This window comes from Pedobacter sp. ASV12 (assembly GCF_016429155.1).
In the GTDB taxonomy this organism is placed as follows: Bacteria; Bacteroidota; Bacteroidia; order Sphingobacteriales; family Sphingobacteriaceae; genus Pedobacter.
Map to the genome: position 1 here is coordinate 39,633 of NZ_JAELUC010000003.1, position 14,101 is coordinate 53,733.

At 44.5% G+C, this 14,101-nt stretch carries 17 protein-coding genes; 10 read left to right on the plus strand and 7 right to left on the minus strand.

All coding sequences use genetic code 11. The features are described from left to right. Positions 1-166 precede the first annotated feature (166 nt). Genes JHD69_RS01905 through JHD69_RS01915 form a run of 3 tightly spaced genes read right to left on the minus strand, consistent with a single transcriptional unit; the run spans position 167 to position 2,362 of the window. Entirely contained in the window at positions 167-727 is a 561-nt protein-coding gene (locus JHD69_RS01905; RefSeq protein ID WP_199136782.1) for a hypothetical protein, read from the minus strand. Continuing rightward, positions 724-1,632 carry an EamA family transporter gene (locus JHD69_RS01910; RefSeq protein ID WP_199136784.1) on the minus strand — a complete coding sequence of 303 codons (909 nt, stop codon included), beginning with the start codon at positions 1,630-1,632 and terminating at the stop codon, positions 724-726. The genes JHD69_RS01905 and JHD69_RS01910 overlap by 4 nt, the downstream gene beginning before the upstream one ends. Before the next feature lie 13 nt (positions 1,633-1,645). Beyond that, a complete protein-coding gene (locus JHD69_RS01915; protein WP_199136786.1) occupies positions 1,646-2,362 on the minus strand; it encodes a pyridoxine 5'-phosphate synthase in 717 nt (238 codons plus the stop codon). 154 nt (positions 2,363-2,516) lie between these two features. Here JHD69_RS01915 and JHD69_RS01920 point away from each other — a divergent pair, with 154 nt between their 5' ends. The 4 genes from JHD69_RS01920 (at position 2,517) to JHD69_RS21280 (ending at position 5,795) form a co-directional block, all read left to right on the plus strand. Further along, positions 2,517-3,482, plus strand: coding sequence for a polysaccharide deacetylase family protein (locus tag JHD69_RS01920; protein WP_199136788.1), 966 nt, complete (start codon positions 2,517-2,519; stop codon positions 3,480-3,482). A 33-nt stretch (positions 3,483-3,515) separates the two neighbouring features. Continuing rightward, on the plus strand, positions 3,516-5,138 hold the full coding sequence (locus JHD69_RS01925) for a mechanosensitive ion channel family protein (RefSeq protein WP_199136790.1): 1,623 nt from the start codon (positions 3,516-3,518) through the stop codon (positions 5,136-5,138). A gap of 141 nt (positions 5,139-5,279) precedes the next feature. Continuing rightward, positions 5,280-5,540, plus strand: a complete 261-nt coding sequence (locus JHD69_RS01930; protein WP_199136792.1) for a hypothetical protein — start codon at positions 5,280-5,282, stop codon at positions 5,538-5,540. A 120-nt stretch (positions 5,541-5,660) separates the two neighbouring features. After that, on the plus strand, positions 5,661-5,795 hold the full coding sequence (locus tag JHD69_RS21280) for a hypothetical protein (protein WP_255530371.1): 135 nt from the start codon (positions 5,661-5,663) through the stop codon (positions 5,793-5,795). A gap of 13 nt (positions 5,796-5,808) precedes the next feature. Here the strand turns inward: JHD69_RS21280 and JHD69_RS01935 are convergent, their stop codons facing one another. Together JHD69_RS01935 and ahcY are read right to left on the minus strand one after the other, a co-directional pair. Then, positions 5,809-6,147, minus strand: a complete 339-nt coding sequence (locus tag JHD69_RS01935) for a DUF6370 family protein (RefSeq protein ID WP_199136794.1) — start codon at positions 6,145-6,147, stop codon at positions 5,809-5,811. Positions 6,148-6,392: 245 nt separating this feature from the next. After that, complete coding sequence (ahcY, locus tag JHD69_RS01940; protein ID WP_199136795.1) at positions 6,393-7,709, minus strand: adenosylhomocysteinase; 1,317 nt, start codon at positions 7,707-7,709, stop codon at positions 6,393-6,395. Between the two features lie 313 nt (positions 7,710-8,022). Here ahcY and JHD69_RS01945 point away from each other — a divergent pair, with 313 nt between their 5' ends. The 3 genes from JHD69_RS01945 (at position 8,023) to JHD69_RS01955 (ending at position 9,406) form a co-directional block, all read left to right on the plus strand. After that, complete coding sequence (locus JHD69_RS01945) at positions 8,023-8,376, plus strand: DUF2752 domain-containing protein (protein WP_199136797.1); 354 nt, start codon at positions 8,023-8,025, stop codon at positions 8,374-8,376. A gap of 4 nt (positions 8,377-8,380) precedes the next feature. Next, positions 8,381-8,848: a CCC motif membrane protein gene (locus JHD69_RS01950; protein ID WP_199136799.1), complete on the plus strand. Its 468-nt coding sequence runs from the start codon at positions 8,381-8,383 to the stop codon at positions 8,846-8,848. A gap of 147 nt (positions 8,849-8,995) precedes the next feature. Continuing rightward, positions 8,996-9,406: a BrxA/BrxB family bacilliredoxin gene (locus JHD69_RS01955; RefSeq protein WP_199136801.1), complete on the plus strand. Its 411-nt coding sequence runs from the start codon at positions 8,996-8,998 to the stop codon at positions 9,404-9,406. 117 nt (positions 9,407-9,523) lie between these two features. Here JHD69_RS01955 and cdaA read toward each other — a convergent pair whose 3' ends face one another. Together cdaA and folP are read right to left on the minus strand one after the other, a co-directional pair. Beyond that, complete coding sequence (gene cdaA / locus JHD69_RS01960) at positions 9,524-10,315, minus strand: diadenylate cyclase CdaA (protein WP_199136803.1); 792 nt, start codon at positions 10,313-10,315, stop codon at positions 9,524-9,526. 69 nt (positions 10,316-10,384) lie between these two features. After that, positions 10,385-11,239, minus strand: coding sequence for a dihydropteroate synthase (gene folP, locus JHD69_RS01965; protein WP_199136805.1), 855 nt, complete (start codon positions 11,237-11,239; stop codon positions 10,385-10,387). A 54-nt stretch (positions 11,240-11,293) separates the two neighbouring features. On the opposite strand from folP, the gene JHD69_RS01970 reads away from it, so the two are divergent. The 3 genes from JHD69_RS01970 to JHD69_RS01980 are packed head-to-tail and all read left to right on the plus strand — an operon-like array spanning position 11,294 to position 14,100. Further along, a complete protein-coding gene (locus tag JHD69_RS01970; protein WP_199136807.1) occupies positions 11,294-11,836 on the plus strand; it encodes a DUF1599 domain-containing protein in 543 nt (180 codons plus the stop codon). Positions 11,837-11,890: 54 nt separating this feature from the next. Next, positions 11,891-13,042 carry a BT_3928 family protein gene (locus JHD69_RS01975; RefSeq protein WP_199136809.1) on the plus strand — a complete coding sequence of 384 codons (1,152 nt, stop codon included), beginning with the start codon at positions 11,891-11,893 and terminating at the stop codon, positions 13,040-13,042. Between the two features lie 2 nt (positions 13,043-13,044). Further along, on the plus strand, positions 13,045-14,100 hold the full coding sequence (locus JHD69_RS01980) for an ABC transporter permease (protein ID WP_199136811.1): 1,056 nt from the start codon (positions 13,045-13,047) through the stop codon (positions 14,098-14,100). The last annotated feature ends 1 nt before the right edge of the window (position 14,101 follow it).

Genomic DNA, 14,101 nt, shown 5'->3' on the forward strand with positions numbered 1-14,101 from the left:
TAGCTAGACCAAATGTTCGCATCATATCGCTCGCGAAGTCAATTCCAGCTTTTTTGATTTGCTTGTCGGTGGAAAATGCCAATGAGTGCTCAAAATGGATTGCAAATCCGTAATTCGGTCGAGTAGGGAAAATATTTCCCAGCCAACTTTTGCAAGAAAGGCGCGATTATTTGAGCACCTTCCAGCCTTCTTCCTTGTCGAATTTGAGGCGATAGGTTTTGGTGATGAAATTGCTGTTCTCGCTTGCGTTTTTTTGGAATGGTGCAAAAGGGGTGTTTATCTTTTTGAGCGATACCGTAACCTTGGCATTGTTGTCGTTTATCCGGTTAAAATCGACTGGTTTTTCGCTGGCCAACTCGTATTGTACCACCTTCACGGTAGCCCTGTCGTCGTCTTGTTTAAGCACCAGCTCGCTCGCTTTGTCGGTTAGCCTGATCTGAAAAACATAGCTGCTGTCTTTGGAAAGGAATTTCTTTTTAGCACTTTGCAAGCTGAGCGAAACATAGCCCTCATCGGCCAATTGACGGTATTTTTCCAGTTCCTTCATGTCCTTTTCGCTGTTGAACTTCATTTCGCCAAAGCTGAAGCGGGCAGTTTTGTATTCCGGATTGGCTTTGAGGTAATCGGTAATCTTTTCTCCAGCTTCTTTTTCGTTGATGGTGGCTACGTTTTTACAGCCAACGGCTATAACGAACAGGCTAAGTATGATCAGAAAACGGTTTTTCATGTGGTTTTTCTTTTAAAGATATTCCCCTTTTTTATATTTTCCAAATTTGGCAACAGCATGGCGCCCAAAATAACGAATACGCCCAGCCAGCGCATAGGACCTACCGGCTCGTGCAGTACCAAGGCCGACATGCTCACTGCCACAGGCAATTCGGCCGAGCTTAAAATAGAGCTGAGCGTAAAGCCTGCACGTGGAATGCCCGATGCGAAACAGAGTGGCGGAATTACGGTGCCAAAAATGGCCAATATCATTCCCCATTTGAGCAGGCTTCCACCTAAAGCCCCGTTAAACAGGAAGTGAGGCGGCAACACGACAAAAATAAGCAGGCAAGCGCCCGTAATCATTAATGCGCTTTTTTGAAGGGGCGGATATTCGTTGCCCAGCTTGCCGTTCAGCATGAGGAAAATGGCATAGCACAAGGCGGCCAGCAAGCCAAAAGCCACGCCAACCAGGTTAATGTCGGCCAGTTTGGTATCGGTAAAGCCACTGGCCAATACCGTGCCTGCCAGGATAAAAATAATGGCGAATATTTGGGCTTTGTTAGGCTTCTTTTTATAGATGAACAGCTCTAACAGTACGCTGATCCATACAAACTGCATCAGCAGGATGATGGCCAGGGAAGCCGGAACAAATTTTACGCATTGGTAATAGGTAAGGCTAACCAAACCGGTAAAAAAACCGGCGCCAACCAGTTTAAGCCAATGGGTGGTTAATTTCGGTTTTGGTTTTTTGCTGAGATTGCTTTGAATGAGGTGCAGTGTCCAGAGCATGAGGGCCCCAAACAGCGCCTGTGTGCCGGTAACATCGCCTAAAGTATAGCCTTCGGCATAGGCCAGTTTTACAAAAGTAGAGAGAATACCAAAGCTGCATGCACCAAAAAGTACAAGGAATATGCCTTTTAACATAGGTTTTGAAAAATTAGGAGAGTTGATTTAAATAAAGCTGGACGGTGTTTTCCAATCCGTAATACAGGGCATCGCTAATTAAGGCATGACCGATGGAGACTTCCAGCAGGTTGGGAATATTTTGGGCAAAGTATTTCAGGTTATGCAGATCGAGGTCATGGCCCGCATTGATGCCCAAGCCCAGTTCGTTAGCTTTCAGCGCAGCCTGCACATAAGGTGCAATGGCTTGTGCTTTATTTTGATGGAAATGGCTGGCATAAGCTTCGGTATACAGCTCAATGCGGTCGGTACCGGTTGCCAAAGCGCCTTCTACCAGCGCTACCACCGGGTCTACAAAAATGGAAACGCGGATGCCGGCATTTTTAAACACGGCTACCATTTCTTTCAGGTAATCGGCATGTTTTAGGGTATCCCAGCCGTGGTTGGAGGTAAGTTGTCCTTCGGCATCGGGTACCAAGGTAACTTGTGCAGGCTTGTTGGCCAATACCAGGTCTACAAATTTTTGCTCCCTGCAATTGCCCTCAATATTGAATTCTGTTGCGATGACGGCTTTCAGGTCGAACACATCCTGGTAACGAATATGGCGCTCGTCTGGACGCGGGTGAACGGTAATGCCTTGAGCACCAAAACGTTCGCAATCTAGCGCCACTTTAACCAAGTCGGGGTTATTGCCACCCCTGCTGTTGCGCAAAGTGGCAATTTTGTTAATGTTAACCGAAAGTTTTGTCATGCGGCAAAGATAGCAATAGCCTGGCGTTTTTTTGTAAAGCCTTGGTCATTAGTGTTTCGTCTTGGCCCCATCGTTCGTAGACCGCTCGTTGATGATTCGTTGCCTCTTCCAGTTTTCAACAACATGGAATGAACTTCCTGATTATATTTGTAACATGAAACTGAAACTGCTCTTGTTGTTTTCATGGATTGCCTCGGCTGCTTTTGCCCAGAACTTTGACTCGATTAAACGGTATAAGGTCAGTTATGCCGTAGCTACGGCCAATAATGGCAAATGGATAGCCCTGCGAAGCTTTGTTAATGGCAGCCAGAAATACCTGCTGTTGGCCGATCCGCAAAGCCTGCTGACTTTTGTAAAGCCCGCCGATGGTTTTGCGCTCGATAAACTTGATATCGGCAATGTAAGAGCTATTTTTAAAAACTCGCCGTATGTAAAAGCACTGGATGCTGCCCTTTTTAATAGCAAAAGCCTGCAGAATTCGGGGATAGATCACGCCATTCCGCAAGAAAAAGGCATTGCGCTCACCATTGATTTGTGTCCATCGCATAGGAACCTCGACCGTGTTATTTTTCAGCGCCTGCTGGATGAATTTAAGAAAATACAAAAACCTGTGCCTTTGGCCATTTCGGTGTCGGGCAAATGGATATTGAAACATCAGGTAGATCTCGATTGGCTAAAAAGCCTGGTTGCCCAAAATGAATTGACCATTACCTGGATCAACCATTCATACAACCATGAAGTGAACAGTTTGCCATTGGCCCAAAACTTTTTGCTGGCTCCAGGTACCAATATGGATGTGGAAGTACTGGAAAACGAAAAACTGCTGTTGAAAAACGGGTTGACACCTTCGGTATTTTTTCGCTTTCCGGGCTTGGTTTCGAGTCCGCAATTGGTAGCTAAAATTGTAGATTATGGCTTAATTCCGGTAGGCAGCGATGCCTGGCTGGCCAAAGGCCAGCTGGCGCAAGCAGGAAGCATTGTGCTGATCCATGGAAACGGTAACGAAGAAATCGGCGTCAAGGATTTTATTCGGTTGCTTCAAAACAGGCAGGTTGATGTCAAAAACAAACAATGGCTGCTTTTTGATCTCCGTGAGGGCTTAGGGCGAGAATTCGAATAGTTATTTGTATTTTGGTATAAAATACCTCCAGCAATGAAACTCTTCAAGCTACTTTTCCTGTTGTTGCTTTTGCCATCGGTTGTAATAGCCAATGCCCCTGCCGATACCGCAAAGGCAAGAAAAGGTATTCCGATTGTGCTCAATAGCGATACGCTGTTTCATGTTCAAAACCGTTTGGGCTCGCTTTCGGCCGCTGAAAGGGCTACGCGGACCAGCGCTATATTGGCGAGGTTGGAAGGCAATATGCTGCTTATTGCCGACTCGATAAAAGTTAGGGAGGAGGAGGCTACCTCGGATATTATCTACGGCAAGGAAATTATTTTTAGCGTGGCAAATATCGACGCCGATAGTGCCAAGATCAACCGGCAGGCACTGGCCAAAATTTACCGTTTCAGAATGGTGGATTCGATTAAAAATTATAAAGCGCAGACCGATATAACCGAACTTTTGCTCAGAACAGGGCAGGGCCTGCTCATTTTACTGGTGTTGGCGATAGCCATTTTTTTTCTCAACAAATATTCTAACCGCATATTGAATGCGGCCACCTTAAGGCTGTCTAAGCACTTAAAAGGGGTCAGGGTCAGGAATTATGAATTGCTTACCAAGGCCGGAGAAATCGTGCTTTTTCGTAAGGCTTTTCACATTTTCAAGTATGTTTTCATTGCTTTTTTGGTCTACATTACCCTGCCGTTCATTTTCAGGCTATTCCCCTGGACAAAAAGCTGGAGCGATACGCTGATCGATTTTGTGCTTAGTCCGTTGCGCAACATGTTCAGCTCGGTGGTGCAGTTTATCCCCAACCTGATTACCATTGTTATTGTGGTGGTGGTTTTTAAGTATATCAATAGGCTTATCAAATTTCTGGCCAGCGAGATAGAAGCGGGCAAACTTAAAATCAGCGGTTTTTATGCCGATTGGGCTAAGCCCACTTATAACATCATCAGGTTTATCCTTTACGCTTTTATGCTGGTGGTTATTTGGCCATACCTGCCGGGCTCTGATTTGGCAATTTTTAAAGGTGTATCTGTTTTCTTAGGTTTACTGATTTCTCTTGGTTCATCAACAGCTATCGGCAATATTGTAGCAGGATTGGTAATTACTTACATGCGCCCATTTAGAATTGGCGACCGTGTTAAAATAGGCGATACTACTGGCGATGTAATTGAAAAGGCATTTTTAGTTACACGTATAAAGACTATAAAGAATGAGATTATTACCATACCAAACTCGGCAATTTTAAATGGAAATACAATTAATTACAGCCTCATGGCCCATGATGATGGATTGATTGTACATACTACTGTAACCATTGGCTATGAAACACCATGGACACAGATCCATCAGCTATTGATAGAGGCTGCATTACGTTGCGAAGGTATCTTGAAATACAGACAACCTTTTGTGCTGCAAACCAGCCTAGACGATTGGTACGTTTCTTATCAGGTAAATGCCTATACCAATGAGCCGAATAGCATGGCCCAGGTGTACTCAAATCTACATCAGGAAATACAAAATGTGTTTTTTGAAAACGGTGTCGAAATCATGTCGCCTCACTACCAGGCCATGAGAGACGGTAACGAAACATCTATCCCGTCAGCATACCGGGCCAAGGATTATAAAATCCCAGATTTTAATATTAAATATAAGTCTAAATAATGAATAGTAGAGATTTCTACTTTCATGAAACCTCTTTATAAAATATTAAGAAAATGGATAAGTTCTTGTATTTGGTAAGCATTTTATTTACTTTTAATCAAATCAGAGTGATTTAACTATTTCTAAACTAAACTTAAACCAATGAAGAAACCAAATCTAAGAAAAGTCCTATCTTTAAAAGGTGAACCACTAACTAGAAATGAATTAAAAAGTGTGCTAGGAGGGGTGGTAGATCCTGGAGAAGGAGGAGGAGGAACCTGTACTGTCAGTGTAAAATGTCTAAAGGGTGCTGAAATTTCATGCAGTGGCTCTGGAGGCGCATGTAAATATGAAAATGTCTCTCCTTTTGGAACTGGTGGTTGGGTTCAGTGTGATAAAGATCCGAAAGTAAATTGTGCTTAATTGAGAATTGTTATAAATGGAAAAGAGCTACCTATTCAGTTTTATTGAAGGTGGCTCTTTTAATAAAAATTGTATTAGCATTTTTCATATTATTGTTTTGCACTAATAGAAATACAAAATGTGTTTTTTGAAAACGGTGTCGAAATCATGTCGCCTCACTACATGGCCATGAGAGACGGTAACGAAACATCTATCCCGCCAAGCTACCGTGCCCAAGATTATGAAGCCCCAAGCTTTAACATTAAAAGCAAGTAGGCCGCAATAAAGGTTAGTTTTTAGGCAATAATTTAATTTCTTCAGCCTTGAAGCGGTTATTTACGATTTTGCCGCTTACTTCGGCTTTGCTAATGGCATTGCAAAAACCGTGGGTACCATGGGCATCGCCAAAGTCGTCAATGCCTTTGCCGTCTACAAAATAAGGCTTGCCGTCAATCCTGATTGCCAGCTCGCAGTCTTTGCCTTTCATTTTGAACTGGCACTCGCCACAGGCAATTTCTACGGTTTGCTTGGTAAGGGTTTGAACGGGTAGAGCTTTTTTAGGTTTGGTTTGGGCATGGGCACTTAAGCCTGCCATAGCAGCCAAAATTGCGATGATGAACTTTTTCATGTGGGAAAAATTGATGTTTCAAAGCTAAGTATTTATCTGCAAATGAAATACTGCCTCTTGTTGGCTAAACCCGATGGGAGCGGGCACCTCGTCAAGCGGACAGCGGGGCTACAGGTAGCGAAGCGTTACCGAATGGGCTTTTCAAAAATCGCTTCAAGATGTTCGCCATGGTGGCAGCTGGCATTAACTAAAAAAGGGACATGCAAATTTGCACATCCCTCTATTTTGTAGTCCGAAATTAGGGACTAGTACCTGTAAGTATCTGGTTTGAAAGGACCTTCAACCGGAACGCCGATATAATCTGCTTGGTGCTGGTCTAAAACATCTAATTCTACACCGATTTTTTCCAAGTGCAAACGGGCAACTTTTTCGTCCAAATGCTTAGGCAATACATAAACTTTGTTTTCGTATTTGCCTGGATTGGTCCAAAGCTCCAGTTGCGCCAAAGTTTGGTTGGTAAACGAGTTGCTCATTACAAAGCTCGGGTGGCCAGTGGCACAGCCCAGGTTTACCAAACGGCCTTCGGCCAAAATGATTACATCTTTGCCATCGATAGTGTATTTGTCTACCTGAGGTTTGATCTCAACCTTGGTATGGCCATAGTTTGAATTTAACCAAGCCATATCGATTTCGTTGTCGAAGTGGCCGATGTTACAAACGATAGCCTTGTCTTTTAAAGCTTTGAAGTGTTCGGCACGAACGATGTCGCAGTTACCGGTGGTGGTTACTACAATATCGGCTTCTTTAATGGCTGTAGCTAGTTTTTTAACTTCGTAACCTTCCATAGCGGCTTGGAGGGCACAAATTGGGTCGATTTCGGTTACGATGACACGTACGCCTTGCGAGCTCAAAGATTCGGCCGAACCTTTACCTACGTCGCCATAACCGCAAACTACGGCTACTTTGCCGGCCATCATTACGTCGGTAGCGCGACGGATCGCATCAACCAACGACTCGCGACAGCCGTATTTATTGTCGAACTTAGACTTGGTTACCGAATCGTTAACGTTGATGGCAGGCAAGTGCAAAGTTCCGTTTTTCATTCTTTCGTACAAGCGGTGTACGCCGGTAGTGGTTTCTTCTGATAAGCCCTTGATGTTGGCAATCAGTTCAGGGTATTTATCGAAAACCATATTGGTCAAATCGCCACCATCATCCAAAATCATGTTTAACGGCTGACGGTCTTCGCCAAAGTGTAAAGTTTGCTCAATACACCAGTCGAACTCTTGTTCGTTGAGGCCTTTCCAGGCGTAAACCTGAATGCCTGCAGCAGCAATGGCGGCGGCGGCGTGGTCTTGGGTGGAGAAAATGTTGCACGACGACCAGGTTACTTCTGCGCCTAGTTCAACCAGGGTTTCGATCAAAACCGCAGTTTGGATGGTCATGTGCAGGCAGCCGGCAATGCGGGCGCCTTTGAGGGGTTTAGATGGTCCGAATTCTTTGCGCAATGACATTAAGCCCGGCATTTCTGCCTCTGCCAATGTAATTTCTTTACGGCCCCATTCTGCCAGTGAAATGTCCTTAACTTTGTAAGGAACGTAAGTTGTCTCTACTGATGACATGTTGTTTTTATTAAGTGATTAATAATTAATTGCTTATTGCGGGTGGATGTTAGTTTTTCGAACTTTTGTCCAGCTTAAATAAGCAGGGCAAAATTACGCAATAGTTTAACCAATTCAAATTGCAATTGCCAGCTTTAAGGCGTTGGATTGGAAGTTCGCCCCTTCACGCGATTTAAATCGTATCTTTGGATAGCAAGATGCCAAAAAATATTACATACTGCAGAGAAATGCCATGCGATGGTGGCTTGCGTATACCCCTTGCTGCAGTGCCTGCCCATCGGCATATCATGTGAAATTACTATTTTTAGCCTGCATGAAAAACGTTGTCGGATTGGGTCTATTGTTGCTGTTAACAGAAACCGGAGGATTTATTCATTGGCTGGAAAGGCATTTGCTGGCTTGTCCGTTTAGGCAGACCTTTGGCATCGATTGTCCGGGCTGTGGCCTGCAACGATCGGTTTTGGCTTTGATGAAGGGCGATATCGTCGCTTCGTTTAAATTTTACCCACCTACTTTGCCGATTCTTTTTTTGGTAGCTTTTACCATCATCCACCTGAAATTTGATTTTAAGAACGGGGCTTTTTTAATAAAAATCCTTTATATTGGTATCGCATTAATTGTCGTAGCCAATTACATTTATAAAATATTAAACCATCAATTAATTTAAAGTCATGTCTGAAGAACAACTAGCGCCACAAGAAAATCCGGTGCCACAACAGCCTACGCCACCTCCACCCCCGCCACCACAAACGCCTTTTCCGCCAAACAATGGAGGTTTTGGTGGTAACTTTGGAGGCAATTTTGGAGGCATGCAACAATCATTGCCCAATGCCACGGCCGTATTGGTGCTAGGTATCTTGTCTATTGTAACCTGCTGCTGCTACGGCATACCTGGTGTTATTTTGGCTGTTATTGCCTTGGTATTGAGTAAAAAAGACAGGCAATTGTACGCCATGAACGTAGGTGCCTATACAGAAAGCTCCTATAAAAACCTGAATGCCGGCAGGGTTTGTGCCATTATTGGTTTGATTTTGAGTATTTTAGATTTGCTGATGTATGTTGCCCTATTTGCCATGTTTGGTTTTGGCGTCGTGAAAAATCCAGAAGCGCTGCAAGAAGCCATTAGAAGCCTGCAATAAAAACAAACTATTCCATAAACGAGCCGGGCTTTAAAGTCCGGCTTTTTTTATGAGTCAACGTCAATGAATTGTTATTTTATGGCGAGGTAATCATTAGCGCACAATGTTTGCTATCTTTGTAAATTATTTCAATAAAAAGAGAAAAAGATGTATCCTGAATATTTAGTAGAACCTATGCGTGCAGAATTGACTAACGTAGGTTTTGAAGAATTAAAAACTGTAGAAGCGGTTGACGAAGCGATCAAAAGCGAAGGAACCGTATTTGTAGTGGTAAACTCGGTATGCGGTTGCGCGGCAGCCAATGCCCGTCCGGCAGCCAAACTTGCAGCAGCCAATGCCAAACATCCCCAAAAATTGGTCACTGTTTTTGCTGGTATGGAAAAAGATGCAGTGGATAGAGCTAGATCGTATATGATGCCTTTCCCTCCATCATCGCCATCGATGGCTTTGTTTAAAGACGGCAAGCTGGTACACATGATCGAACGTCACCAAATTGAAGGCAGGCCGGCACAAATGATTGCCGAAAACCTGATTGGTGCCTTTGAACAATACTGCTAACCAGCTAAAAAATAATAGAATAAGGAGTAAGGATGATGAATCTTTGCTCCTTTTTTGTTTGGCCTTGAGCGGAAACGGGAGATAGGTCTCATAACTGGCAACTGCTAGCCCGCAACCTTAAAAATCCTTGTTCAGTAGTTTTTCCAGTTCTCCAAAAGAAACATTCATGCGTACGCGGCCCTGCTTGGCATAGGCAATCTCGCCGGTTTCCTCAGAAACGATTACCGCAACGGCATCGGCGGTTTCCGAAATACCAATGCCGGCCCTGTGGCGAAGGCCAAACTGCGGTGGCAATTTATCGTTGTCGGTGAGAGGCAGGATGCAACTGGCGCTTTTGATCTTGTTTTCTGCAATCACCACGGCACCATCGTGCAGAGGGCTGTGTTTTTGGAAGATGCTTTCGAGCAGTCGCTTCGAGATTTTCGAGTCGATGATTTCGCAACTATTGGTAAAAAGCTCGTCATCGTAAAACTTTACAAAGACAATCAAGGCTCCGGTTCTCGATTTTTTCATGCTTTTGCAGGCATCGATAATGGGTTTGATGCGTAGCAGGTTGTCTCTTTCCCTGTCTTTGCTGCCAAACAAATAGCCCCACCAGGCCTTGTTCTTCTGCAAAAACGTGCTTTTGCCAATGTGTAGCAAAAACCGTCTGATTTCTGGCTGGAAGATGATGATCAAAGCCATGATGCCCACGCTGATGAACTTGTCTATAATTTTAGAGAGCAGGTCCATGTGGAGCCCCTTTACCACTTGGTAAAAAATGAGGATGATGAACATGCCCAGCAGGAGGTTTACGGCCAGCGTATTCCTGATCAGGCTGTAAACGTAATAGATCAGGATGGCTACCAGGATGATATCTATGGCGCTGGCCCAGCTAAATTTTAGGAAATCAAAGTCGAAGCTCTTCATCGTTAGCAATATAAGAAAATATGGTCAATTGTTCATGGCCGCTCAATAGCTAACCGGTAAATGTGTGGGTTAGGTGGTAGCCAGGTTCACCAGTTTAATGCATTCGAGTGCCTCTTTTACATCGTGCACCCTTAAAATGGCAGCGCCTTTGAGCAAAGCAATGGTGTTGAGTACAGTGGTGCCGTTCAGGGCATCGGCGGCTTTGTTGTGCAGTACTTTGGTAATCATCGATTTTCTGGAGAAGCCAGCCAAAACAGGCAACCCAAAACTGTTGAGCACCTGCAGTTGCTGCAACAGTTCGTAATTGTGTGCAGTGGTTTTGGCAAATCCAAAGCCTGGATCTATGATAATATCCTTGGCGCCCAGCTGTTTTAACTCGGCTATCTTTTTATCGAAATATTGAAAAACTTCCAGCACAACATTTTCATAGCTTGGGTTTTGCTGCATGTTTTGAGGCGTGCCTTTCATGTGCATCATGATGTAGGGTACCTGCAGTTCGGCAACCGTAGCAAACATCGTTTCGTCTAAGCTGCCACCCGAAATGTCGTTAATCAGATGTGCGCCAGCCAAAATGGCTTCTTTGGCTACCCTTGCCCTAAAAGTATCGATAGAAAGCAAAGCCTCCGGAAATGTTTTGGCTAAAGCTTCAACTACCGGAATAAGGCGCTGCAGCTCTTCGTCGGGACTGATGTCGGCCGCACCGGGCCTCGACGAATAGGCGCCGATATCGATAAATTTTGCACCTTCGTTTAAAAAGGTTTCGGTTTTGTGCAAGGCTTCCTCCAGGCCTGCCGCACGGCTTTTGCCATAAAAAGAGTCGGGCGTTAAATTGAGGATTGCCATCACCGCCTGACCATTCAGTTCAATCGGTTTGCCTTTGCTATTTAGTGTTGCTTTTCGGTTTAAAAACGTATCTTTAGCCATCATTTAATGCAAAAATAGGCATTAACCCAGCTTTAAACTAAATATTTTATTGTTTTGGCCCATAACACAGCAAAAGAGTACGAAGAGGTAATAGCGGTATGCAAATCGCTTTTTTTAAAGAAGACAAAAGATTATGGTACGGCCTGGCGTATTTTGAGGCCGGCCTCTATAACCGACCAGATTTTTATCAAGGCGCAACGCATCCGTACGCTTGAAGAAAAGAAGGTTTCGAAGGTGGGCGAGGATGTGACTTCGGAGTATATCGGCATTGTAAACTATTGCGTAATTGCCATGATGCAGCTCGATCTTACCGAGCAAGATCCCCTCGAACTGGGGGTAGAAGCGGTGGAAAAACTTTTCGACGAACGCGTTAATGGTACCAAAGAACTCATGTTTGCCAAAAACCACGATTACGGCGAGGCCTGGAGGGATATGCGCATCAGTTCTTTAACAGATCTGATCTTAATGAAAATTTTTAGGGTGAAACAAATTGAAGATAATTTGGGACAAACCGTAGCTTCGGAAGGCATCAATGCCAACTACCAAGACATGCTGAACTATGCCGTATTTGCCCTGATCAAATTAGGCGTTAAATAAATGAATGAATTCGTTGTGCCCCCAGGCCAGCGAAAACGGTTAAAATTACTGATTATGCAAAAAATAGCTTTAAACTTTTCGAGATGGTTTGTAGGGGTTTTGTTCATTTTCTCAGGTCTGATCAAACTGAACGACCCACTGGGTTTTGGCTATAAGCTTCAGGAATATTTTGAGGTTTTCCATATTACTTTTCTGAGCAACTGGGCAACAGGTATCGCCATCATCTTATGTGTGCTTGAAGTTTACCTTGGCGCTTTGCTGCTCTTTGGCTTTTGGCGAAACCAGGTCACCAAGGGCTTATTGGGACTGATTATCTTTTTTACCTTTCTTACCTTTGTGTCGGCAGCCTTTAAGGTGGTTACTTCTTGTGGTTGCTTTGGCGATGCCATTCCGCTTACGCCTTGGCAGTCATTCGGCAAAGACCTTATCTTATTGGTTTTAATCGTTTATCTTTTCGTCAAGCGTGAAAAAATACAACCGCTCACCCAGCATTCGGGTTGGCAAAGTGGCTTGTCTACGGCGGTTTTGGTGGCTTCGGTTACATTCGGCATGTTCACTTATAATTACCTGCCTATCATCGACTTTTTGCCTTATAAAGTGGGCTCTAATATTCCAGAGTCGATGAAGATTCCTCCAGGTGCACCACAAGACGAGTTCCTGATCATGTACCAGCTTAAAAACAAGGCAACCGGCGAAGCCAAAACCATGAGCGATAAAGACTACATGAAGCAGGAGGTGTGGAAAGACGACAATTGGGAAGTGGTGGGCACGCCCGAGAAGAAACTGATTAAAAAAGGCTACGACGTCAAAATAAAGGATTTGGTGATTACCGATGCTTCGGGAACCGACTATACCAAGGAACTGATCGAAAATCCCTATTACAATTTGGTGGTCGTAGCTTATGATTTGAAGCATACCGACGAAAAGGCCATTGCCGAAATCAATGCCCTGGCACTCAATGCCACCGAACAATTCAATGTGCGTACGGTTTTGCTCACGTCCAATTCGGCGCAGGAGGCACAAGCCTTTAGCAAGCGGATGAAGCTTTTTATGGAAGTATTTTATGCCGATGCCGTGCCCCTGAAAAGCATGGTAAGAGCAAACCCAGGGGTCATGCTCTTGAAAAATGGCACCATTGTCAACAAATGGCATTACCATACTGTGCCTTCATTCGAAAAATTGTCGGCCCAATACCTCAGTAAATAGCCATGGGACGTTACGCCATCAGAAAATTTTTATATGGTTTGGCCGTGATGGCCGGCGTTATTTCGGTGGTGTTTGTGCTGTTCAATATCCTGCCGGGAGATCCCGCTCGTATGACCATGGGGCAGCGTTCGGATGTGCAGTCGCTGGAAGCCGTGCGCAAAGAGTTTGGTTTGGATCGCTCCAAGCCCGTTCAGTTTCTCCTGTATTTGAACGATTTAATGCCGGTTAGCATCCATTCCAATACGCGCGAAAATCAGGAGAAGTACCATTACCAAAAACTTTTTACAACCGGTACTGATGTTGTCGTGCTCAAAGTGCCTTACCTGCGCCGGTCCTATCAAACCAAGAGAGACGTAACTACCATTCTTTCGGAAACCGTACCCAATACTTTTGTGTTGGCTTTAACCGCCATGATATTCGCCACATTAATTGGGGTGTTGCTAGGGGTGGTTTCGGCGGTACATCAAGGTACATGGATTGATAAATTGGCTAATTCTTTTGCCATTTTGGGCATTTCGGCGCCCTCTTTCTTTGCCGGTATCATCATTGCCTGGCTGTTTGGTTTTGTACTGGCCGATTATACGGGTTTGAACATGAGTGGCAGCCTGTACAGCTATGATCCTTTTAAAGGCCAGGTGATTACTTGGCGAAACCTCTGGTTGCCCATGATTACCCTCGGCTTGCGCCCATTGGCCATTATTGTACAGCTTACCCGCAGCGCCATGCTCGACGTGCTGGCGCAAGACTACATCAGAACGGCCAAGGCCAAAGGTTTGGGCCGCTATGCCATCATTTATAAGCACGCCTTAAAAAATGCCTTAAATCCGGTAATTACCGCAGTTTCGGGCTGGTTTGCCTCTTTGTTGGCCGGATCTTTCTTTGTAGAATATATTTTTGGCTATAACGGCTTGGGTCGCACCACGGTTACCGCTTTAGAAATGTCTGATTTTCCGGTCGTGATGGGCTCCATCCTGTTTATCGCCTTTGTATTTGTGGTGGTTAATATTTTGGTCGATTTGTTGTATGCCTGGATAGACCCAAGGGTTAAACTTGCCTGAT